At 71.9% G+C, this 21,725-nt stretch carries 17 protein-coding genes and 3 tRNA genes; 6 read left to right on the top strand and 14 right to left on the bottom strand.

All coding sequences use genetic code 11. The features are described from left to right. Positions 1 to 390: 390 nt before the first annotated feature. From putP to AC1C2V_RS16415, 3 genes are all read right to left on the bottom strand, one after another. Positions 391 to 1,902 (bottom strand): sodium/proline symporter PutP, encoded by a 1,512-nt coding sequence (putP, locus tag AC1C2V_RS16425; RefSeq protein WP_495390704.1) that lies wholly within the window; start codon positions 1,900 to 1,902, stop codon positions 391 to 393. 191 nt (positions 1,903 to 2,093) lie between these two features. After that, positions 2,094 to 2,166 (bottom strand) — tRNA-Arg (locus AC1C2V_RS16420). A 168-nt stretch (positions 2,167 to 2,334) separates the two neighbouring features. Continuing rightward, a tRNA-Ser gene (locus AC1C2V_RS16415) sits at positions 2,335 to 2,426 on the bottom strand. A 112-nt stretch (positions 2,427 to 2,538) separates the two neighbouring features. Between AC1C2V_RS16415 and AC1C2V_RS16410 the strand changes: the two genes are divergently transcribed. Continuing rightward, positions 2,539 to 4,383 (top strand): GMC oxidoreductase, encoded by a 1,845-nt coding sequence (locus tag AC1C2V_RS16410; protein ID WP_495390703.1) that lies wholly within the window; start codon positions 2,539 to 2,541, stop codon positions 4,381 to 4,383. A gap of 93 nt (positions 4,384 to 4,476) precedes the next feature. Here the strand turns inward: AC1C2V_RS16410 and AC1C2V_RS16405 are convergent. From AC1C2V_RS16405 to AC1C2V_RS16385, 5 genes are all read right to left on the bottom strand, one after another. Continuing rightward, positions 4,477 to 4,561, bottom strand: a tRNA-Ser gene (locus AC1C2V_RS16405). Between the two features lie 54 nt (positions 4,562 to 4,615). Then, positions 4,616 to 5,269 carry a GTP-binding protein gene (locus AC1C2V_RS16400; RefSeq protein WP_495390716.1) on the bottom strand — a complete coding sequence of 218 codons (654 nt, stop codon included), beginning with the start codon at positions 5,267 to 5,269 and terminating at the stop codon, positions 4,616 to 4,618. 268 nt (positions 5,270 to 5,537) lie between these two features. Continuing rightward, positions 5,538 to 5,954, bottom strand: a complete 417-nt coding sequence (locus AC1C2V_RS16395) for a DUF742 domain-containing protein (protein WP_495390702.1) — start codon at positions 5,952 to 5,954, stop codon at positions 5,538 to 5,540. Between the two features lie 10 nt (positions 5,955 to 5,964). Further along, on the bottom strand, positions 5,965 to 6,414 hold the full coding sequence (locus tag AC1C2V_RS16390) for a roadblock/LC7 domain-containing protein (protein ID WP_495390701.1): 450 nt from the start codon (positions 6,412 to 6,414) through the stop codon (positions 5,965 to 5,967). Between the two features lie 34 nt (positions 6,415 to 6,448). Beyond that, positions 6,449 to 10,159 carry a sensor histidine kinase gene (locus AC1C2V_RS16385; protein ID WP_495390700.1) on the bottom strand — a complete coding sequence of 1,237 codons (3,711 nt, stop codon included), beginning with the start codon at positions 10,157 to 10,159 and terminating at the stop codon, positions 6,449 to 6,451. Positions 10,160 to 10,316: 157 nt separating this feature from the next. Here AC1C2V_RS16385 and AC1C2V_RS16380 point away from each other — a divergent pair, with 157 nt between their 5' ends. Further along, complete coding sequence (locus AC1C2V_RS16380) at positions 10,317 to 11,321, top strand: NAD(P)H-quinone oxidoreductase (protein ID WP_495390699.1); 1,005 nt, start codon at positions 10,317 to 10,319, stop codon at positions 11,319 to 11,321. Positions 11,322 to 11,388: 67 nt separating this feature from the next. Then, positions 11,389 to 12,021: a bacterial proteasome activator family protein gene (locus AC1C2V_RS16375; RefSeq protein WP_495390698.1), complete on the top strand. Its 633-nt coding sequence runs from the start codon at positions 11,389 to 11,391 to the stop codon at positions 12,019 to 12,021. A 60-nt stretch (positions 12,022 to 12,081) separates the two neighbouring features. On the opposite strand, the gene AC1C2V_RS16370 is transcribed toward AC1C2V_RS16375, so the two are convergent. Continuing rightward, positions 12,082 to 12,954: an EamA family transporter gene (locus tag AC1C2V_RS16370; RefSeq protein WP_495390697.1), complete on the bottom strand. Its 873-nt coding sequence runs from the start codon at positions 12,952 to 12,954 to the stop codon at positions 12,082 to 12,084. A 200-nt stretch (positions 12,955 to 13,154) separates the two neighbouring features. Between AC1C2V_RS16370 and AC1C2V_RS16365 the strand changes: the two genes are divergently transcribed. Beyond that, on the top strand, positions 13,155 to 13,619 hold the full coding sequence (locus AC1C2V_RS16365) for a DUF805 domain-containing protein (protein WP_495390696.1): 465 nt from the start codon (positions 13,155 to 13,157) through the stop codon (positions 13,617 to 13,619). Positions 13,620 to 13,706: 87 nt separating this feature from the next. Here the strand turns inward: AC1C2V_RS16365 and AC1C2V_RS16360 are convergent, their stop codons facing one another. From AC1C2V_RS16360 to AC1C2V_RS16350, 3 genes are all read right to left on the bottom strand, one after another. Next, positions 13,707 to 14,669 (bottom strand): carbohydrate ABC transporter permease, encoded by a 963-nt coding sequence (locus AC1C2V_RS16360; RefSeq protein ID WP_495390695.1) that lies wholly within the window; start codon positions 14,667 to 14,669, stop codon positions 13,707 to 13,709. Next, positions 14,666 to 15,655, bottom strand: a complete 990-nt coding sequence (locus AC1C2V_RS16355; protein ID WP_495390694.1) for a carbohydrate ABC transporter permease — start codon at positions 15,653 to 15,655, stop codon at positions 14,666 to 14,668. Before AC1C2V_RS16355 ends, AC1C2V_RS16360 begins: the two co-directional genes overlap by 4 nt. Positions 15,656 to 15,771: 116 nt before the next feature. Beyond that, positions 15,772 to 17,172: an ABC transporter substrate-binding protein gene (locus tag AC1C2V_RS16350; protein WP_495390693.1), complete on the bottom strand. Its 1,401-nt coding sequence runs from the start codon at positions 17,170 to 17,172 to the stop codon at positions 15,772 to 15,774. 230 nt (positions 17,173 to 17,402) lie between these two features. Between AC1C2V_RS16350 and map the strand changes: the two genes are divergently transcribed. Further along, complete coding sequence (gene map, locus AC1C2V_RS16345) at positions 17,403 to 18,185, top strand: type I methionyl aminopeptidase (protein ID WP_495390692.1); 783 nt, start codon at positions 17,403 to 17,405, stop codon at positions 18,183 to 18,185. 59 nt (positions 18,186 to 18,244) lie between these two features. Here the strand turns inward: map and AC1C2V_RS16340 are convergent, their stop codons facing one another. Beyond that, entirely contained in the window at positions 18,245 to 19,060 is an 816-nt protein-coding gene (locus AC1C2V_RS16340; protein ID WP_495390691.1) for an HAD family hydrolase, read from the bottom strand. Further along, a complete protein-coding gene (serS, locus tag AC1C2V_RS16335) occupies positions 19,060 to 20,334 on the bottom strand; it encodes a serine--tRNA ligase (RefSeq protein ID WP_495390690.1) in 1,275 nt (424 codons plus the stop codon). Before serS ends, AC1C2V_RS16340 begins: the two co-directional genes overlap by 1 nt. A 214-nt stretch (positions 20,335 to 20,548) precedes the next feature. Here serS and AC1C2V_RS16330 point away from each other — a divergent pair, with 214 nt between their 5' ends. Further along, positions 20,549 to 21,649 (top strand): diacylglycerol/lipid kinase family protein, encoded by a 1,101-nt coding sequence (locus AC1C2V_RS16330; RefSeq protein WP_495390715.1) that lies wholly within the window; start codon positions 20,549 to 20,551, stop codon positions 21,647 to 21,649. The last annotated feature ends 76 nt before the right edge of the window (positions 21,650 to 21,725 follow it).

Raw genomic sequence — 21,725 nt, 5'->3', positions numbered from 1 at the left:
TCAAACAACCGACGCACACCCACAAGACCAGGACCTTCGTCCTGACCCCGCCGGGGGCAACTCCTCAAACTTACCAGACCCGATTCTCTCTTCCAAATCCGTCCGATCTGCTGATCGGAGAGATTTCAGAGAATCACGACCTCGTTCCCACCGGCAGGAATGCGCGAAGCATCCCGTCCGTGAAGGTGTGGGTTTCAGTCCCGGCCCGGCCATCGGTACCCAGCCTCTCGGCTGTCTCCTCGATGTCCGTCGGCCTGTCGGGCTGACGTTGCAGAACATTACCCGGGACAGGCCATCGGTGCAACGTGGCCGGACGTGGCGCGCGCCACGTCCGGTCACGACGCCCCGGCGAGCCCCGGGATCGTGCGTCGCGGTCAGCCCGCGACGCCCTCAGGAGGCGACGGCCTCGGTCTCCGGGGCGTCTCCGCGCGCCAGTCGGCGGGCGGCCTCGAACTCCTCGAGCACCGCGCCGTCCGGGCGCGCTGTCAGGAGGCTGACGACGACCGCGACCACGAGCCCGAGCGCGAAGCCCGGGATGATCTCGTAGAGGGAGTCCGCGAGGGACGACCGCCCCCAGACGAAGGCGACGACCGCCCCGGCGACCATCCCGGAGAGGGCGCCCCACCGCGAGAGCCGGCGCCAGTAGAGGCTCAGGATCACGATCGGCCCGAAGGCCGAGCCGAACCCGGCCCACGCGAACCCGACCAGGTCGAGGATCGACGACGTGCGGTCGAGGGCGATCAGAGCGGCGACGAGCGCGACCAGGAGGACGCCCGCCCGGCCCAGCATGACCTCGGCCCGCGTGCTCATGCGCAGGCCGGTCATCCTCACCAGGTCCTCCACGAGGGCGGACGACGAGACGATGAGCTGCGACGAGATCGTGGACATGATCGCCGCCAGCACGGCCGCCAGGACCAGGCCGGCCACCAGCGGGTGGAAGAGCAGCTGGGCGAGGACCAGGAAGACGGTCTCCGGGTTGTCGAGGGTGAGGCCGTCGGCGTTGGCGTACGCGACGCCCACGAGCCCGGTCAACACGGCGCCGAGGGCGGTCACGAACATCCAGCTGATCCCGATCCGTCGCCCGGCGCGAGCATCCTGGGGGCTGCGGATCGCCATGAATCGCACGATGATGTGCGGCTGACCGAAGTAGCCCAGGCCCCACGCGAGGGCGGAGATCACCCCGGTCGCGGACGCACCCGCGAAGAAGGACAGGTGATCGGTGCCGTCCTGCACGTCGACGGCGCGGATCCCTTCGAGCACCGCGCCCCAGCCGCCCAGGTCCACGATCGCCATCACCGGGACGGCGACGAGCGCCGCCAGCATGAGCAGGCCCTGGGCGACGTCGGTCCACGTCGCTCCGAGGAACCCGCCGAAGAGCGTGTAGGCGAGGGTCACGCCGCCGACGACGAGGAGCCCCGTCAGGTAGTCGAGACCGAACGAACTCTCGAAGAACGTGCCGCCGGCCACCATGCCCGACGAGACGTAGAAGGTGAAGAAGACCAGCACGATCACGCCGGCCGCGATGCGCAGCAGGTGCGCGGGGTCGCGCAGACGGTTGTCGAAGAAGCTGGGGATGGTGATCGAGTTCTTCGCGACCTCCGTGTATGCCCGGAGGCGCGGCGCGACGAACTTCCAGTTGAGCCAGGCCCCGACCGTGAGGCCGATCGCGATCCAGGCCTCGACGAGACCGGTCGCGTAGATGGCACCGGGCAGGCCCATGAGGAGCCAACCAGACATGTCGGACGCCCCGGCGCTCAGCGCCGCCACGCCCGGAGGCAGCTTCCGACCGCCGAGCATGTAGTCGTCCAGGTCGTCGGTCCTGCGGTAGGCGGCGTAGCCGATGGCCAGCATCGCCAGCATGTACGCGACGATCGCGATCGTCTGCCAGGTCTGATCGCTCATGCGATCGATCACCCTCTCGGTCGTGTAGTGCAGCGTCTGGCGCTGGGAGCGTCGACCGCCACCAGCTGCGCGACGGACCGGGGCCAGGTCAGGACGCGGTCGGCGCTGACCTCGCTGCTGTACCACCCCATAGGAGCCGAAAACACCAACGGCCCGATCCTGGGTGAGGATCGAGCCGTTGTGCATTTCGGTGCGCCCGAAGGGATTCGAACCCCCAACCTTCTGATCCGTAGTCAGATGCTCTATCCGTTGAGCTACGGGCGCATTCGTGACCGGTGCTCACGCACCGACCGACCAGAACATTACAGGCCCCGGGCCGGTTCCCCAAACCGAAGGGACCCACCGTGATGCAGGACACCGGCCGGTATGGCGCGGGCCCGGCGAAGCAGGGCAACAGAAAAGGCCCCGGGCGTTGAGCAGCCGGAGCCTTCCTGGCGGAGACGGCGGGATTTGAACCCGCGAACGAGTTGCCCCGTTACCACCTTAGCAGGGTGGCGCACTAGACCAGACTATGCGACGTCTCCTCGCGGAAGCACAGCACCACCGCGGCGCCCACACTAGCCGTCGAGCCTGCCCGGGGGCAAAGCCGCGCGCCGTCGACCGCACCACACCCTGGGCCGCGCTACGGTCTCGCGCATGCTGGACGACGACGACCAGAACCACGACCAGGACCACGACCAGGGCCGGGACCGCCACCAGGACCACGACGACGGCCGAACGCGGCCCGACGACTACGACGTCCTCGTGATCGGCTCGGGATTCGGCGGCAGCGTCGCCGCCCTCCGGCTGACCGAGAAGGGCTACCGCGTCGGCGTGCTCGAGGCGGGGCGCCGATTCGCCGACAACGAGCTACCGCGCACCTCCTGGGACCTGCGACGCTTCCTATGGGCGCCCGCCCTGGGCTGCTTCGGGATCCAGCGTATCCACCGGCTCCGGGACGTGCTCGTCCTCGCGGGCGCAGGCGTCGGCGGCGGTTCGCTCGTCTACGCCAACACCCTCTACCGGCCGCTCGACCCCTTCTGGTCCGACCCTGCCTGGGCGCACGTCACCGACTGGAAGGCGGAGCTCGGGCCCTACTACGACCAGGCGGAGCGGATGCTCGGCGTGGTGGACTACGACCGCACCACCCCGGCCGACGAGCTGGTGCGCGACGTCGCCGAGGAGCTCGGGGTCGGCCAGACGTTCCGCAAGGCACGCGTGGGCGTCTACCTCGGCGACGACGCCGAGCGGCCGCGCGGCGCGGGTGCGCCGGCCGTCCCGGACCCGTTCTTCGGCGGCGCCGGGCCGGACCGCAACCCGTGCCTGCACTGCGGCGAGTGCATGACCGGCTGCCGCCACAACGCCAAGAACACTCTGGTGAAGAACTACCTGCACCTCGCGGAGCGGGCCTCGGCCCAGGTGCACCCGCTCACCTCGGCGACGGCGGTCGTGCCCCGAGCCGACGGCGGGTACGACGTGCGCACGCACCGCACCGGCCGGGCATGGGCCGGCCGGCGCACCTATCGGGCCCGGCAGGTCGTGCTCGCCGCCGGGACCCTCGGCACCCAACGGCTGCTGCACGCGATGCGGGACAGCGGCGAGCTGCCGCGCCTCTCCGACCGGCTGGGGCACCTGACGCGGACCAACTCCGAGGCCCTGCTGGGCGCGATGCGGCCCACCCGGCGCGGGCAGGTGGGCGAGCCCGACTACTCCGAGGGCGTGGCTATCACGTCGTCCTTCTACCCGGACGAGCAGACGCACGTGGAGCCGGTCCGGTACGGGCGCGGGTCCAACGCGATGGGCCTGCTGCAGACCGTGCTCGTCGACGGCGTGGAACCGGGCGAGGGCCCTCGCTGGCGCCGCTGGCTCGGGGAGCTCTGGCGCCAGCGGCGCCACGTTCCCGCGCTCTACGACCTGCGCGGCTGGTCGCAGCGCACCGTCATCGCGCTGGTGATGCAGAGCCGCGACAACTCCCTGACCACGTTCACCCGGCGCGGGCCGCTCGGACGACGCCTCACCTCCCGCCAGGGCACCGGTGCCCCCAACCCGACCTGGATCCCGGTGGCCCACGACGCGGTGCGCGCGATGGCGGACCGCATGCGCGGCCTTGCCGGCGGCAGCGCGGGCGACCCGTTCGACGTGCCGATGACCGCGCACATCCTGGGCGGCTGCACGATCGGGGAGACGCCCGAGACCGGCGTCGTCGACCCCTACCAGCGCGTGCACGGGCACCCCGGCCTGCACGTGCTCGACGGGTCGGCCGTCACGGCGAACCTCGGCGTCAACCCGTCGCTGACCATCACCGCGCAGGCGGAGCGGGCGTGCGCCCTGTGGCCCAACGCCGGCGAGGAGGACGCCCGGCCACCCCTCGGGTCCGACTACGTCGTCGTCCCGCCCGTCACCCCGCGCCGGCCCGTGGTGCCGGCCACCGCACCCGCGGCGCTGCGCCTGCCGGTCGACCTCCCGCTCCCCCGCGTGCGGCCCGTCACCGAGCCCGCCTGATCTCCCGGCGAGCACAGGCGGACTACGAGCGGGCACGGGACAGGCCCGGCCCCGGCTGCTGCCGGGACCGGGCCTGCGTGCGCACCGCTGGCGCGGAGGGCGAGGGATTCGAACCCCCGGTGCATTGCTGCACAACGGTTTTCAAGACCGTCACATTAGGCCGCTCTGTCAGCCCTCCCCGCGGGCGTGGCCGAGCCCTCCCGCGCGGGTCCCCAGTGTAGTGGGGCGAACGTCAGGAGCTGGCGCCCGAGCGCAGCTGGCGCATCGCCAGCTGCACGAGTGAGATGAGCGTCTGCTTCGTGGCCGCGCGCGAGCGGGCGTCCGTGTAGAGCATCGGCACGTGCGCGGGAATCTGCAGCGCCTCGCGCACGTCCTCGATCCGGTGCTTGGCGACGCCGTCGAAGCAGTTGACGCCGACGACGAAGGGCACGCCCCGCGACTCGAAGTAGTCGATCGCGGGGAAGCACTGCTCCAGCCGGTCGGTGTCGACGAGCACGACGGCGCCGATGGCGCCGCGGATCAGGTCGTCCCACATGAAGAGGAAGCGGTCCTGACCCGGTGTGCCGAACAGGTAGAGCCACAGGTTGCCCGGCAGCGCCACCCGCCCGAAGTCCATCGCCACGGTGGTGGTGGTCTTGCGGTCGGACACGCCGCCCGCGTCGTCGACCCCCACCGAGTGCTCCGTCATCGCGGCCTCGGTGTTCAGCGGCTCGACGTCCGAGATGGAACCGATGAACGTCGTCTTGCCGACCGCGAAGCCTCCCGCGACGACGATCTTCGTGACGGTCGGCGCGGTGGTCGGCTGCGACGTGGCCGGCGCGGGGGCCGCACCGGCAGGCGCCTGCGCGGCTGCCTGCTGCGGCGCCGTGGTGGGCTGGGCCGGCACCTGCTGCGCCACCGGGCGCGGCGCCGGCTGGGCCGACGCCGGCACCCCGGTGATCGGGCCCGGGGCCGCGGCCGCCGGGGCCTGTGTGGCCACGCCGCCGTCCGCCCGGCCCGTCGCCGGGGCACCGCCGAGCACGCTCTGCCGCACCGGCGCACCGCCCGCCAGCGGGGCGCCACCGCCGGCCGCCGGCGGGTTCACCGCGCCGGCGGTCTGCGAGACCGGCGCCCACGCCGGGGAGATCCCCCCGGACGCACCGGGCGTCGGGCTGTCAGAGGGTGGAAATGCCATTGAGAACACTCTCCAAGACGCTCAGGGACAGGCCCGAGTGGGAACTGCCGTGACCCGTGTGGACGTTGACCGGGGTCGAGGTGTGCACGGTGATGTGCCCCTCCTCCTGCATGTCCGCGACCAGGATTCGGACGACACCGAGGGGCATGCGCAGCAGCGCGGAGAGCTCGGCGATCGAGACGTAGGTGTGCGCGGCGTGCTGCAGGATCGCCCGCTTCTCCGGGGTGAGGCCGACGCTGGTGACCCCACCCGGCATCACCTCGACCAGCGCCTCGAGGGGTAGGTCGGACAGGGCGGAACGAACGCGGCCACCGGTGACCGCGTAGGGGCGCACCGTGGAGGCTTCGTAGCCGTCCGCCGCGTGCGCACCCAGAGAGCCGAACGATGCGTGCGTCATGGTCGCGACCTCATCCCACCCGCGCGGAGCGTGTCGAGCCGTCCACCGGAAGGGTGCCGCGCATCTCCGAGATCAGCTGCGGGGTGAGCGTGGCTTCCGTGCGCGACACGAGCAGCGCCATCTCGTAGCCGATGAGCCCGATGTCGCAGGAGGACTCGGCAACCACGGCCAGGACGGAACCGTTCGAGACGTTCATCAGGAACAGGAACCCGTTGTCCATCTCGACGACGGCCTGCCGCACGTTGCCGCCGTCGAGCTGGCGGGCCGCGCCGCGCGTCAGGCTCGACATCCCCGAGACGATCGCCGCGAGCTGGTCACCGCTGGTGCGGTCGAGCTGGTCGGTCATCGCCATGAGCAGACCGTCGGCCGAGACGACGAGCGTGTGACGGCTGCCTGGGACGGTCCGCACGAAGTTGTCGAGAAGCCACCCGAAGTTGGTCGCTTCAGTACTGAGGGTCACGCTTCCTCCTCATCAGGTACGCCGAAGGCGCAGGTCACCGCGAATACGGCGCGGATCCAGGGACATCATTCACGGTAGGGGCGGGTGTCGTCGAGGCCCCGAGGGCTCCGGCGTCGGACCGACCGCGGCTCGTCGCCGACTGGAAGGCCGAGAGGCGGGATCGAAGCTGCTCGGGATCCCGGTCGATCCGCGCGGTGAACCGGTCCGCCGACGACGTCGCCTCACCCGTCCGCTGGCGGCGTGCAAGCCCCCCGGCCGCGTTCGCGACCGTCGTCGGGCGGTACGTCTGCTCGTTCGTCGAAGTCACGTTCCCTTCCTGGAAGACGCCGCGCTGCAGCATCGTGGACATCTCCTCGTAGAGGACGGCCGACGCCATCCACTCCGAGCGCGCCTCGACGGTGTCGGGCACGAAGTGCGGGTCCAGCGGGTCGCTCGCCGCCGGCTCCGTGGGGCGCAGCGGGAGCACCGACCCGCCGTAGCCCGTCGGTGCGGGTGCCGGCTCGTCACGCGCGACCGGACGGGGCTCCGCCGCCGGCGGTGCTGCCGGTGCGACAGGTGCCGGAGGCTCCTCGAACCGCGGAGCCGGCTCCTGCGGCCAGACCGGCTCCGGTGCTGCGGCCTGGGTGGGGTCGAAGCCGGTGGGGTCGAACCCGCCCGCCTCGACCGCCGCGGGAGCGGGTGCCTGTCCCGCCGTCTCCTCGGCCGAGGGCTTGCGCCCGAACAGGCCGCGCTTGCGCCCCTGGGGCGCCGCGCTCTCCCGCGCGGCACGCCGCGTCGGCAGGTCGGAGATGAGGTCCTCGAACGCGGGAAGCTCCTGGAACGCGTCCTGACCGACCGACGACGCGGCCGGGGCCGGGGTGACAGGTTCGAACGAACCGATGCCGGGCTCGTACGCGTCGTACGACGGCCGCGCGGCGCGCTCGTGCACCTCTCGGACGACCGGGTCGAACGACGACGTGACGGGCTCCGGGTAAGCAGACGGCGCGGGCGCCGGCGGCACCGGCTCCGGGCGGATCGGCTCGACCGGGTCGACGTCGCGCGTCGGCAACGCGGCCACCGGGGCCTGCTCGGTGGCAGGCCGGTAGGGCGCGGGTCGCGACGGCTCCACTGCCTCGGCCGGGAACTCGACGGCGCCGGCCGCCGGGGCGACCGGCCGCACGGCGGCGTGCCCCGCCGCAGGAACGTCCTGGACAGGCTGCAGCGGCGCGAGCTGGTCGGGAAGCGCCGCGGGGTCCTCCGTGACCGCATCGAGCCGGAGCGTGCTCTCGGTGTCGTGGGCGTCGATCGACCCCATCGACCGGAAGCTCGAGAACATCCCCGCGCGCTGGTCGACCCCGAGCACCGGCGCGGTCATCGGCTCCGGCTCGGCCACCACCCGCTCGGGCTGCGCCCGGTGCCGGCTCGGCAGGGAGGACGACGGCTCGACGCCGGTCGGCGGACGCCACGTGTCCGTCGTGGTCTCGTCCACGAGGTCCGGCAGCTCTGGCGTGGCGAGCGGGGGCAGCACGATCGGGCCCGTGTCGGGCCGCGCGCCCGCACCGGCCGACGCGTTTTCGGTCGCAGTGTCGGTCCGCCGGCGACGGGGCATACCGACCGATGTCGTGCCGTCCGTGAGGGCGTCGAGGTCGACCGGCAACGCCGCCGGAGGCTCCGGGGTGGCCGGAAGGTCCGGGGCGAGCCATGCCGACGCGGATGCCACCGCAGGGGTCGGCGTGGTGAGGGCGTCCTCCGCGATATGCGCCGCCGGTGCTGGCGCCGGTGCCGGTGCCGGTGCCGGTGCCGGTGCCGGCTCGACCGTCGGTACCGAGGTGGTGCCGACGGCCGCCCGTCCGACGTCCGGCCCGCCCAGGCTCGCGGCGGCGCTCTGCGTCCCCGCCTCCAGCGGGTCCGTCGGCTGCGGCAGCGGCAGCGCGTCGTCGGGCAGGAAGAGGTCCGCGGGGAAGGACACGGTGACCTCGGTGCCCGCGCCGGCCCCACCGATGCCGTAACGGACGCGCGCCTTGAGGCGGTCCGCCAGTCGGCCGACCACGAAGAGTCCGAGGCGCTGGGCGCCCACCGCGTCCGACGCGGCCCGGCTCGACACCTTGATGTTGGCGTCGGCGATCTCCTCGGGGCTCATCCCGAGGCCGCGGTCACGGACCGTGACGACGACTCCGCGCTCGTCGCGCGAGGTCGAGACCTCGACCGGCGTGTGCGGCTCGGAGAACATCGTGGCGTTCTCGAGGAGCTCCGCCAGCAGGTGCGCAGCGCTCAGCGCGTTGTGGCCCAGCATGTGCGGGTCGACCTGCAGGTTGAGCCGCACCCGGTCGTAGAGCTCGATCTCGGAGGACGCCGTACGGACCACGTCGGAGATCGGCATCGGGTTGCGCACCCGCCGGCCCGAGTCGATGCCCGCGAGGACCAGCAGCGACTCCGCGTTGCGTCGCATACGGGTGGCCAGGTGGTCGAGCCGGAAGAGGTTCGACAGCGTGCTCGGGTCCTCCTCGGACCGCTCCAGCTCGTCGAGGAACGAGAGCTGGCGGTTGAGCAGCACCTGGTCGCGCCGGGCAACGTTGACGAACATCTCGGCGATCGCGCCGCGCAGCGCCGCCTGCTCGCGCGCGACGACCATCGTCACCTCGTTCACCTCGTTGAACGCGGCGGCGAGGCGCCCGATCTCGTCGGCCGACTCGACCGGGACCTGCACGAGGTCGATCGCGGGCGCCTGGCCGGGCACGGCCATCTGCTCCACCATGCGGGGCAGGCGGTCACGGACCTCCGCCGTCGCCGCCGTCAGGCGGGCCAGCGGCCGCACGATGCCGCGGGCGATCACCAGCGCGAGCAGGAACGACAGGAGGACGACGCCGAACGCCGCGGCGCCGGTGAGCAGCGCCGCCGTCCGCGCGTCGTCCGCCAGACCGTCCGAGTAGACGGCGGTCGCGTCGCGCACCTCGTCGCGCACCGGCTGGGCGGCGTCCACCCAGCCCTGCGAGATCTCGTTCCACTCCGCGACGGCCTCCTTGTCGAGGCCCGAGAGGTTCAGGTAGCGCAGCTGGAGCCGCAGCTGGTCCAGGTCCTTGTCGTAGGCCGGCAACTCGAGCTTGCCCGGGATCCGGTCGAGCTGTTCCTGCGCCTCGGCGCGCAGCGAGTCCGTGGCCTGCAGCGCCGTGACCATCCGGCCGTTCATGTCGGCGCTCGGCGTGTTGCCCTTCCCGACGGCGGCGAGCACGCCTCCCGCGATCGGCCGCTCCAGCGTGTTGGACAGCATCGCCTGGTCCAGCGCGACGTACGCCTCGATGTGCCGCGCAAGCCCGGCGTCGACGCTGCTCTGCGCTACCGAGCGGGGCAGGTCCAGCGCGTTCTCGCTCAGCGCCGTGTACTGCTCGGTCGCCCGAGACTCCGTGATCTGTCCGGAGATGACGTGGCGCTGCAGCTCGTCGAGGACCGTCCGGTCACGGAGGGTGCGCGAAACCGCGTCCTGCACGTTGGCCGTCAGCGTGCTGACGTCGAGGGCCTCGAGCGCCTGGTCGCGCGCGTCGAGCGCCCGGTCGGTCTCTTCCTGCGCCTTGACGAGGGCCTTCTTGGCGTGAGGGATCCCCACCTCCGCCGCGATGTTCGCCGCGCGCTCTGCCGCGACGGCCGAGCCCGCGGCGTCCTGCAGCTCGAGGGAGGCCATCAGCGCCGCCGTCTGCTCGGCCTGGCGGTTCTCCTGTAGGGACTGCCAGGTGATCCAGCTCGCCGTCAGGGCCAGGACGAAGATCGGCACGGCGAGTGTCGCAAGGATTTTCCCGCGAACGCCCAACCTGCGGAGCATCTGAACCTCTCTCCATCACTGTCGTCGAGGAGCGGACCGGCACGTCGCCGTCCGCACCCCAGGTGGGTGCCATCACGTCCGGCACCACTCCGCGCGCCCGGGTGGGCTGATGAGCGCGGGGGTAGGCTCCATCGGTGTGCGAGCGGTCACGATATCTGCACCCGGCGGTCCAGGGAAACTCGCCCTATCCCATATCAACCTAGACAAACCAGGCATTGGCGAGGTTCTGATCGAGGTTGCCGCCGCGGGCGTCAACCGCGCTGACCTGCTTCAACGTGCTGGACACTACCCTCCCCCGGCGGGTGTTCCCGAGTGGCCGGGGCTCGAGGTCTCGGGTACGGTCCGCGAACTCGGGCCCGGAATCACGGACTGGGCACCCGGTGATCGCGTCGTCGCGCTGCTCGAGGGCGGCGGGTATGCGGACCAGGTCGTGGCCCGGTCCGCCCAGGTGCTGCCCCTGCCGGACGGCGTGGACCTCGTGGATGCCGCAGGCCTCCCCGAGGCCGTGTGCACGGCATGGACCAACCTCGTGGACACCGGCCGGCTGCGCGCCGGCGAGAGCGTGCTGGTGCAAGGCGGGTCCGGCGGCGTGGGCAGCATCGCGATCCAGCTCGCCGCCGCGCTCGGCGCCCGGGTGATCGCCACGGCCGGCGGCCCGGAACGCGCGGCCCGGTGCGTCGAGCTCGGCGCCGAGGTCGGCGTCGACCACCGGGCACAGGACGTCGTGGCGGCTGTGCGCGAGGCGACGGACGGCCGGGGCGTCGACATCGTGCTCGACGTCCTCGGCGCGGGCGGCCTGCGGGACAACGTGCGGGCTCTCGCCCCCGGCGGGCGCCTGGTCGTCATCGGGCTCCAGCAGGGCCGCCGCGGCGAGCTGGACCTGAACGCCCTCATGGCCAAGCACGCCTGGGTCACCGGCACGCTGCTGCGTCCGCGCTCCCCCGAGGAGAAGGCCGCGCTCGTCGCGGCGGTGCGCGAACACGTGTGGCCCATGATCGAGGACGGGCGCGTGCGGCCCGTCGTACACGCCCGCGTGCCGTTCGACGAGGCACCCGTGGCGCACGAGCTGATGGAGTCCGGAGTGCCGTTCGGCAAGGTGCTGCTGGTCCCCTGACCTCCCCCGTCACGACCCGCGCCCGGCCGACCGGCCGCCGTCGGCCACCTGGGCCACACTGGGAGGCATGACCGAGAGCGACGCGAGCAGTCGAGACCAGTCCGATCCGCAGCCCGACGCGCAGCCCGACGAGCCCCGCCCCCGCGTGGTCAACCCCGACGGCGAGGCCCCCGAACCCGGGGGCGCGGCCGGGGACCCGGAGGCCGCCGGCGGGCCCGACGAGATTTCGCGCATCGAGGAACCCGCGAAGGTCATGCGCATCGGCGGCATGATCAAACGGCTGCTCGACGAGGTGCGCGACGCCCCGCTCGACGACGCGGCCCGCACCCGCCTGGCCGAGATCCACGAGCGCTCCCTCACCGAGCTGGAGGAGGGCCTCTCCCCCGACCTCGTCGAGGAGCTGCACCGGATCACGCTGCCGTTCACCGACGACGGCGTGCCGTCCGACGCCGAGCTGCGCGTGGCCCAGGCACAGCTCGTGGGCTGGCTCGAGGGGCTCTTCCACGGCATCCAGACGGCGCTCGTCGCGCAGCAGATGGCCGCGCAGGCCCAGCTCTCCCAGATGCGCCGGGCCCTGCCGCCAGGGGCACACCCCGCCCCGTTCGGACCCGGCGGCCCCGGAGGAGCCGGCAGCCCGGACGCCGGGCCTGGTCGGCCGGGTCCGGACGACCGTCGTCCCTCCCCCGGCCAGTACCTCTAGCGGCCGTACTCCGCCGAGGCGCGTCTGAACTACCTCGCGCGATTTCGAACTACCTCGGCGTCAGGTGCGCGCAGTCATGGCGATGGCGCCGGACACGAGCGCGAGCCCCGCAAGCTCGGGCCAGGTGGGGATCTGCCGCAGGGCGACGGCACCGACGAGCACGGCGGTGGCGGGCAGCAGGGCGAGCAGCACCGAGAAGGTCGCCGTCCCCACGCGGCGGAGCACCACCTGGTCGAGCACGTACGGCACGACCGACGAACCGACGGCCACCACCAGCAGAAAGAGGAGCAGGCGGGCGTCCGTCACGACGGTCGGGGCCGACGACGCGAAGAACGGGGCGAACACGATCGCCCCCGCGGCCATCCCGACGGCGAGCCCGTCGAGACCGGAGCCCGCCCCGGCGACCCGCTTGCCCAGCACGATGTACCCGGCCCAGCAGGCCCCCGCGGCGAGCGCCGCCGCCAGCCCGATCAGGACGTCCTCGCGCGGGAGCCCGGAGCCGAGCGTGACGCCCGCGAGGAGCACCACCCCCGCCGCCGCGACGGCGATCGCCGCGCGCTCTCGCCAGCCGCGCCCGGTGACCGCCGCGACCGCCACGGGGCCGAGGAACTCGATCGCCACGGCGGTACCGAGCGGCAGGTGGTCCACCGCCACGTAGAAGACCACGTTCATCGCCGCGAGAACGACACCGAAGATCCCGGCCGCGACGAGGTCGCGCCTCGTCCAGCGCCGCCGCCAGGGGCGGCGCCACGCCAGGAGCACGACCGCGGCCAGCACCACGCGCCACCAGCTCACGACGGGCGGCCCCAGCAGCGCGAACAGCCCCACCGCGACGGCCGCCCCGGCGTACTGCGTGAGGCCGGAGGCCACGAACAGCAGGGGCGCCGGCGCACGGTCCGGCCCGAGGCGGGGAGGATGGGCGGGGGTCGGCACCCCGGGAGCATATGGCGGCCCGGCGGCGCCGCGCCTTTGGGGCATGGGGAGTTCTCCCCAGATAGGATGTGGACAAAATGTGGCAGATCCCTGGACGCACGGTGTACGCGCGCCCTACGCTCACGGGGCTGCGAGCGGCATCGGCGATGCCGGGCGCCTCGCGCCGCACTCCCCCCTTTCACCGACCCAGTGAGGCCGTCATGTCCTTCTCGGACGCGATCAAATCCGTCTTCTCGCAGTACGCCAACTTCTCGGGCCGCGCGCGCCGCTCCGAGTTCTGGTTCTGGTACCTCTTCTTGGTGATCGTCGTCGTCGCGGTGGGCATCATCACCGGGATCACCGCCGGCGCCTCGTACGACGACGCCGCCCAGAGCTTCGGCGGCGGGTTCTACGGCGTCACGACGTTGTCCGGGCTGGTCTGGCTGGCCCTGGTGCTTCCGACGCTCGCCGTCTCCGTGCGCCGCCTGCACGACCAGGACCGTTCCGGCTTCTTCTGGTTCCTCAGCCTGATCCCGGGCGTCGGCGGGATCATCATGATCGTGCTCTACGTCCAGCCCGGCACCGTGGGGCCCAACCGCTTCGGCGCGGACCCGAAGGGCGCACTGCTTCCCGCCCCGCCGTACGGCGCCCCGGTGGGTGGCCCCGCGGCCCCGCCCGCGGCCTGACACACCCCGCACGATGACGGCGGCCCGGGCACTGGTCTCGAGACCAGTGCCCGGGCCGCGGTCGTCGTTCCTGACGGTCTGGTCTGCTCAGCCCTTGACGGCGCCCGCGAGCATGCCGCGCACGAAGAACCGCTGGAGCGCGATGAACACGACCAGCGGCACGATCATGGAGATGAACGCGCCGGCGGTGAGGAGATACCAGTCGCCGCCGCGGGTGCCGGCCAGCTCGGCGATCTTGACCGTGAGCGGCTGGTACTCCGGGCTGGCGAAGGTCAGGCCGACGAGGAGGTCGTTCCACACCCACAGGAACTGGAAGATCCCGAACGACGCGATCGCGGGGATCAGCAGCGGGAAGAGCACCCGGAAGAAGATCTTGACGTGCCCGGCCCCGTCGACCCGCGCGGCCTCCACCAGCGACGCCGGGATGTCCTTCATGAAGTTGTGCAGCAGGAAGATCGCCAGCGGCAGCGCGAAGATCGAGTGCGACAGCCACACCGTCCAGTAGCTGCCGTTGACGTCCCAGTTGACGTAGTCCGACAGCAGCGGCACCAGCGCGATCTGCAGCGGCACCACCTGCAGCGAGAACACCGCGACGAACAGGAAGTTGCGTCCCGGGAACTTGATCCACGCGAACGCGTACGCGGCCAGCAGCGAGAGCGAGATCGGGATGAGGACCGCGGGGATCGTGATGACGAACGAGTTGATGAAGAACGTCGACAGGTCGTTGCTGTTCCCGTAGAGCGCCTCGTTGTAGTTGTCCATCGTGAACTCGGCGGTCCCGTTGAACAGGCCGCCGAACACCGTCCACCAACCGCTGCTCCGGATGTCGTCCTGCGGCCGGAACGACGTGATCAACAACCCGAGCGAGGGGATCGTCCACAGGATGGCGATGATGATCGCGATGCCCGAGGCCCACGGGGAGCTCAGCTTTCCCCGGGTGGCGATCGCGCGCTTCTCCAGCCGCGAGAGCTTGCGCATCCGCTGCTGCGGCACGTCCGCGTCGAGGAGGGAGCCCGCGGCCGTCTGGCCGGGCGTGGGGGTCGAGGTCATCGGATCTCCTCCGACTTGCGCATCTGCCGCACGTTGTACGCGATGATCGGGATCACCAGGATGAACAGGACCACGGCGAGCGCCGCTGCGAGCCCCTGGTTCCCCTGCCGGAACGCCTGCGTGTAGAACTCGTTCGCCACGACCTGGGTGCCGAACTGGCCGCCCGTCATCGTGCGGACGATGTCGAACGCCTTGAGCGTGCCCATCGCGATCGTGGTGAGCACGACGACGAGGGCCGGGCGGATGCTGGGCACCGTGATGTAGCGGAACATCCCCATGCCATGCAGCCCGTCGAGGCGCGCGGCCTCGACGATGTCGTCCGGGATCGCCTTGATGGCCGCGGAGAGCACCGTCATCGCGAACCCGGTCTGGATCCAGATCATCACCACGATGAGGAACCAGGTGTTCCAGGGCTGCCCGATGAGGAACTGCTGCGGGGGCAGGCCGACCCACACCAGGACCTGGTTGAGCAGGCCGATCTGATCGATTCCGGGCTGGTCGGGCCGGAACTCGTAGACGAACTTCCATACGATCGACGCGCCCACCATCGAGATCGCCATCGGCAGGAACACGAGCGCCTTGGCGAGCTTCTCGAACCGGGTGCGGTCGACCAACACCGCATACGCCAGGCCGATGAAGGCGCTCAACAGAGGCGCGAGGATCACCCAGGCCGCGGTGACCACGAGCACGTGCTGGAACTGGCCCTCGGTGAAGGCACGCACGTAGTTGTCGAACCCGATGAACTCGGTGCCGTTGCGGTTGAAGAACGACTGCCACAGGGTGATCAACCCGGGGCGCACCAGACCGTAGGCGAGGAAGAGCAGGGGTACGCCGACGAAACCCAGCGCCACCACCCACGACGGGATCCGCTTGGGTCGGTCCACCAGGAACAGGATGATGCCCATCACGGCGGCGAACAGGGCCACGGCGACCACCATGAGCAGGAGCTTCTGCCCGGTGGTGTCGGGCTCGAGCAGCCAGGTCATCGACGACCTCCTCGAGGAGTGGGAACGAGAGGCAGGGCGCACGATCCGGGCACATCGCCAGCGATGTGCCCGGATCGTGCGGACGAGCGGGGCTCAGACGTCCGCGTCGACGGGTCTCAGCTGGGCCAGGACGCCTCGATCTGGTCGACGACCTCCTGGGTGCTCGACCCCGTGAGCCAGTCCACGATGCCGGTCCAGAACGTGCCGGCACCGACCTCGCCGGGCATGAGGTCGGACGCGTCGAACGCGACGACCGTGTCCGGGTCCGACAGGACGCCGGCGACGTACTGGTCGAACTCCGTGGAGAGGTTCTCCGGGTCGAGCCCGCTGTTGGCGCTCACCCAGCCGCCGTCGGGCGTCGAGAGCGCCTTCTGGTTGGCCCAGTCCGCGCTCGAGAGGTAGGTCTGGAAGGCCTGCACCTCGGGGCGGTCGTTGAACGCCGCCACGAACTCGCCGCCGCCGAGCATCGGCTTGGCGTCGGTCTGGTCGGTCGGCAGGTAGAACGCGAAGACGTCGCCGTCCTCCGACACCTCGGTGCCCTCCGGCCACTGCGTCTGGTAGAAGTTCGCGGCACGGTGCAGCCAGCAGTTGCCGTCGAGGATGCCGTTGCCGGCGTCGGTCCACGACTGCGTGGCGATCGAGTCGACCTCGCCCAGCCCGGCGTTGACGTAGTCGGGGTTCTTGAGGATCTCCCCCGCCGTGTCCCAGGCCTCGACGACCTGCGGGTCGTTGAACGGGATCTCGTGCGTGTACCACTGCTCGTAGGCGTCGACCCCGGCGGTACGGAGCATCACGTCCTCGATGAAGTCGGTGCCCGGCCAGCCGGTGCCGTCACCGGACTCGACGCCCGCGCACCAGACCTTGGCGCCGTCGTTGTCGTCGCTGATCTGCTGGGTGAGGTCCATCATCTCGGTCCACGTCTGCGGCACCTCATACCCCGCGTCCGCGAACATCGACGGCGAGTACCAGACGAACGACTTGGCGTTCGCGCCGAGCGGCGCCGCGTAGAACGTGCCGTCGACCGTGCCGTACCCCTTCCACGTCTCGTTGAAGAACTCGTCGACGTTGGCGGCCGTCGCGTCGGGCGCGGGCTGGATGGCGTCGGGGTAGTCCGTGACGATCGTGTTGAGCAGGCCCGGCTGCGGCAGGTACGCGATGTCGGGCGCGTTGCCCGCCTTGATGCGCACCTGGAGCTGCGCCTCGAACTCACGTGAGGGCTCGTACTCGACGGTGACCCCCGTGCACTCCTCGAAGGCGTCGTAGGAGGCCTGCTGGGTGGCGCCCTCGGGGTCGACGATGGAGGTGTAGACCTTCACCGTCTTGCCGTCGATGTCGCCGAACTCCTCGTAGGCCGAGCAGTCGATCGAGGCGGCGGACGCGCTGCCGCCGTCGCCGCCGTCACCACCACCGCCGTCGCCGTCCGGGTCGCTGCAGGCCGCGAGCACGAGCGCGAGGCCCGCACCGCCGGCCGCCAGCGCCAGAGCGCGTCGCCGCGCCGTCGTCATTCGTGTGGTCATGCCAAGCTCCTCCACTGCGTCGTGGTCCACGGAAGTTGCCCACCGGTGGCGGCCCGTGATCCTCAAGGTCCCCTGACCGGGATACTGCCTCCCCCTGGAGTCGATCGCACCTGCACCCCCTGGTGCAAGTTCTCGCAACGCGTTTCACGGTCACGACTCGGTGACGATTCGTGACACCCTGAGACTCCACCGACCCCACCACCGCGTCACAGCACTGCGAGAGGACCGTCATGATCGAGCTCAGGAGCCCGCGAGAGATCGACCAGATGCGCCCCGCGGGCCGCTTCGTGGCCGAGGTACTCACCGCGGTGCGGGACGCCGCCGACGTCGGGGTGAACCTGCTCGAGCTCGACGCTCTCGCGCACCGCATGATCCGCGACCGCGGCGCCGAGTCCTGCTACATCGACTACCACCCGTCGTTCGGCGCGATGCCGTTCGGCAAGGTGATCTGCACGTCGGTGAACGACGCGGTGCTGCACGGGCTGCCCCACGACTACGCGCTGCGCGACGGCGACCTGCTGAGCATCGACTTCGCCGCGGCGGTGGACGGCTGGGTGTCCGACTCGGCCGTGTCGTTCGTCGTCGGCTCCCCGCCCACGCCGCAGCGCGCGGCGGCGGACGCGAAGCTCATCGAGACCACCGAGCTGGCGCTGGAGGCGGGCATCGCCGCCGCCACCGTCGGCCACAAGGTCGGCGACATCTCTGCCGCCATCGCCAAGGTCGCCCGCGGCGCCGGCTACGAGATCAACACCGACTTCGGCGGCCACGGCGTCGGCCGCACCATGCACGGCGACCCGCACGTGCCCAACGACGGCCGCGCCGGCCGCGGCTTCCCGCTCAAGGCGGGCCTCGTCATCGCCATCGAGCCGTGGTTCCTCGAGACCACCGACGAGATCTTCACCGACCCCGACGGCTGGACCCTCCGCGCCGCCGACGGGTCGCGCGGCGCCCACAGCGAGCACACCATCGCCATCACCGACGACGGCCCGATCGTCCTCACCGCCCGCGGCTGACACCGCCGAGATAGAGAACCCAGTTCGCCGAGATAGAGAAGCTCGGGGAACTGGGTTCTCTATCTCGGCGTCAGGGAGAGCAGCACGGGGACGACGCCGTCCTCGTCGACGGTGCCGGTGACCTCGTCGGCCGCCCCGCGCACGAGGTCGTCCGCGTGCCCCATCGCGACGCCGCGCGCGGCCCAGCCCAGCATGTCGACGTCGTTGTGCCCGTCGCCGACGGCGACGGTCGCGCGCGGGTCCACGCCGAGGCTGCCGCGCAGCCGTTCCAGAGCGGACGCCTTGGTGACGCCGCGGGGCGCCACGTCCATCCACGCCGTCCAGCCGACGGCGTAGGTGACGTCGCCGAGGCCGATCCGCGCCGCCATCTGGCTGAACTCCTCGGGGGTGCGCTCGGGGTCGCGAATGATGACACGCGTCACCTCGCGGGCCCAGAGCTGCTCGAAATCCACGATCTGATGCTCCCCTTCGAGCTCGCCGTCGGGCAGCAGCGCGTTCATGCGAAATCCCACGCCGATGTCCTCGACCGCGTACCGGGCGTCGGGCAGCTCCTCGCGCAGCAGGCGCAGCGCGGGCTCGGGGTCGAACGTCACGACCTGGTCCACCGCCCAGCCGTGCGGGGTGCCCGGGTCGAGGCGCACCGTCACCGCGCCGTTGGAGGACACCATCCACCCGGTGGTGATGCCCAGCAGCTCGGCCACCGGCATCATCGCGATAAGCGACCGGCCGGAGGCCAGCACCACGTGGTGCCCGGCCGCCTGGACCTCCGCAACCGCCTCGTGCACCGCGGGCGACAGCCCGCCGTCGTACCCGAGCAGCGTGCCGTCGATGTCGAGGGCGACCAGGTGCGGCGCCCCCGCCGGGACGTCCGCCATCAGCGCGCGACCGGTTCGAGGACCTCGAGGCCGCCCAGGTAGGGCCGGAGGCCCTCGGGGACGCGGACCGAGCCGTCCGGCTGCTGGTGGTTCTCCAGGATGGCGACGATCCACCGGGTGGTGCCGAGCGTGCCGTTGAGCGTGGCGACGGGGCGCGTGGAGCCGTCGGGCGTGCGCTCGCGCACCCCCAGGCGGCGGGCCTGGAACGTGGTGCAGTTCGACGTCGAGGTGAGCTCGAGGAACCGCTCCTGCGTGGGCAGCCACGCCTCGCAGTCGAACTTGCGGGCGGCCGACGTGCCGAGGTCGCCGGCGGCGGTGTCGATGACGCGGTAGGGAAGCTCGACCTTGGCGAGCATGGCCTCCTCCCACGCGAGCAGGCGCTGGTGCTCGACGGCGGCCTCCTCCGGCGGGCAGTAGCTGAACATCTCCACCTTGTGGAACTGGTGCACGCGGATGATGCCGCGGGTGTCGCGGCCCGCGGCGCCGGCTTCGCGCCGGTAGCACGCGCTCCAGCCGGCGTACCGTTTCGGGCCCGCCGACAGGTCGAGGATCTCGTCCGCGTGGTAGCCCGCGAGCGCCACCTCGCTGGTGCCGACCAGGTACAGGTCGTCCTTCTCGAGGTGGTACACCTCGTCCGCGTGGCTGCCGAGGAAGCCGGTGCCGCGCATCGTCTCGGGCTTGACCAGGGTCGGGGTGATCATCGGCGTGAAGCCCGCGCTCACCGCCTGGTCGATCGCGGCGTTGAGGATCGCGAGCTCGAGGCGGGCGCCGATGCCGGTGAGGAAGTAGAACCGCGACCCCGAGACCTTCGCCCCGCGGGCGGTGTCGATCGCGGCCAGGCCCTCGCCCAGCTCCAGGTGGTCACGCGGCGTGAAGCCCTCGGCCGCGAAGTCGCGCGGGCTGCCGACCTGCTTGACGACGTCGAAGTCCTCCTCGCCGCCGGGAGGCGCGCCCTCGACCACGTTGGCGATGCGGTAGAGCAGCTCGTCGACGTGCTTCTCCGCGCTCGACGCCTCCGCCTGCCGCGCCTTGACCTGCTCAGCCAGGTGCTTCGTGCGCGTCAGCAGCTCCGCCTTCTCGTCGCCCTGCGCCTTCGCCACCTGCTTGCCGAGCGCCTTCTGCTCCGCGCGCATCGACTCGAACTCGGTCAGGGACGAGCGACGGCGCGCGTCGGCGTCGAGCGCCGCGTCCACGAGGGCGGGGTCGTCGCCACGGGCCAGCTGGCTGGCGCGGACGACGTCAGGGTTGTCGCGGAGGAGTCGGAGGTCGATCACGCCCGCCAGCCTAACCGGCCGGCGTCGTGCGGCCCGGGGAGACCACCCGGAACTACCTCGCGCCATTTCGAACTACCTCGCGGGGTTCCGAACTACCTCGCGGGGTTCCGAACTACCTCGCGGGGTTCCGAACTACCTCGCGGGGTGGCGGACGTCTCGTCTGGCTCAGCGGGTCGCGGGGTGGGAAACGTCGTAGGTTGCGCTCATGGCGCTCATGCCGGGAGAACTCGTGGTGGGGATCGTCGTGCTGGCGATCGCGCTCGTCGCGCTCACGGTGATGCTCGTGGGGTGGCGGCGGGCGCGGGGGCGCGAGCGCGCCCTCGACGAGCGGGACGCGCAGCGCGCGCAGGAGGACGGGTCGCAGGGCATGCGGCTCGCGGTGGTCATCAACCCGTCCAAGGAAGGCTCCGCGGAGGTGCGCGCCGTCGTCGAGCGCATGTGCGGGGACGCGGCCCTGCCGGCGCCCCTCTTCTACGAGACCACCGTGGAGGACCCGGGCACGGGCCAGGCGCGGCAGGCGCTCGCCGACGGGGCGGACGTGGTGGTCGCCGTGGGCGGCGACGGCACGGTGCGGGCAGTCGCCGAGGCGCTCACCGGGACCGGGCACGCCATGGGGCTCATCCCCGTCGGGACCGGCAACCTGCTGGCCCGCAACCTCGACCTACCGCTGGCGTCGGTCACCGAGGCGCTCGCCGTCGTGCTCGGCGGCAGCGACCGGGCCATCGACGTCGGCAGGGCGCGCGTGGCCGAGTACGCCCCGGACGAGGAGCCGCCGGACGACCCGGACCGGGCGCACATCTTCCTCGTCATCGCCGGGCTCGGTTTCGATGCCGCGATGGTCGCGGACACGGACGACCAGCTCAAGGCCCGGGTCGGCTGGGTGGCGTACTTCCTCGCGGGGGCGCGGCACCTGCACGGGCGCAGGATGCACGCCACGATCCGCCTCGACGACGGCGACGCGGTGGAGGCCCGGCTGCGCAGCTTCATGGTCGGCAACTGCGGCCGGCTGCCGGGCGGCCTCACCCTGCTCCCGGACGCCATCATCGACGACGGCGAGCTCGACGTGGCCGCGATCGATACGCGCGGCGGTCTGGCGGGGTGGGCGCAGCTCCTGGGCGAGGTCGTGGCGCAGGGCATCGGCGTCCGCAACGACCTGCCGGGCAAGATCGGCCGTATCGACCACACACGGGCGCGCCGTGCCGTCATCCGCGTGGACGAGGGCGAGCAGGCGCAGGCCGACGGCGACCCGCTCGGGCGCGCCGTCGAGTTCGAGACCTGGGTGGAGCCCGGGGCTCTCGTGGTGCGCACCCCCTGACGCCGGAGGTGCAGCGGAGGGTGGGGCCGAGGCACGAGGACCCGCCCGCAGCGCAACCGCAGGCGTCCGGCGCACA

Source organism: Isoptericola sp. Y541 (genome assembly GCF_059445465.1).
This window is presented reverse-complemented; position numbering and strand designations above follow the sequence as displayed.

Coding starts and splice junctions, on each gene's coding strand:
- AC1C2V_RS16360 (WP_495390695.1), bottom strand. CDS start 14,669: ATGACCTCGACCCCCACGCCCGGCCAGACGGCCGCGGGCTCCCTCCTC.
- AC1C2V_RS16395 (WP_495390702.1), bottom strand. CDS start 5,954: ATGACGCACGCATCGTTCGGCTCTCTGGGTGCGCACGCGGCGGACGGC.
- AC1C2V_RS16380 (WP_495390699.1), top strand. CDS start 10,317: ATGAGCGCGGGGGTAGGCTCCATCGGTGTGCGAGCGGTCACGATATCT.
- AC1C2V_RS16410 (WP_495390703.1), top strand. CDS start 2,539: ATGCTGGACGACGACGACCAGAACCACGACCAGGACCACGACCAGGGC.
- AC1C2V_RS16355 (WP_495390694.1), bottom strand. CDS start 15,655: ATGACCTGGCTGCTCGAGCCCGACACCACCGGGCAGAAGCTCCTGCTC.
- AC1C2V_RS16375 (WP_495390698.1), top strand. CDS start 11,389: ATGACCGAGAGCGACGCGAGCAGTCGAGACCAGTCCGATCCGCAGCCC.
- putP (WP_495390704.1), bottom strand. CDS start 1,902: ATGAGCGATCAGACCTGGCAGACGATCGCGATCGTCGCGTACATGCTG.
- map (WP_495390692.1), top strand. CDS start 17,403: ATGATCGAGCTCAGGAGCCCGCGAGAGATCGACCAGATGCGCCCCGCG.
- AC1C2V_RS16350 (WP_495390693.1), bottom strand. CDS start 17,172: ATGACCACACGAATGACGACGGCGCGGCGACGCGCTCTGGCGCTGGCG.
- AC1C2V_RS16365 (WP_495390696.1), top strand. CDS start 13,155: ATGTCCTTCTCGGACGCGATCAAATCCGTCTTCTCGCAGTACGCCAAC.
- AC1C2V_RS16330 (WP_495390715.1), top strand. CDS start 20,549: ATGCCGGGAGAACTCGTGGTGGGGATCGTCGTGCTGGCGATCGCGCTC.
- AC1C2V_RS16340 (WP_495390691.1), bottom strand. CDS start 19,060: ATGGCGGACGTCCCGGCGGGGGCGCCGCACCTGGTCGCCCTCGACATC.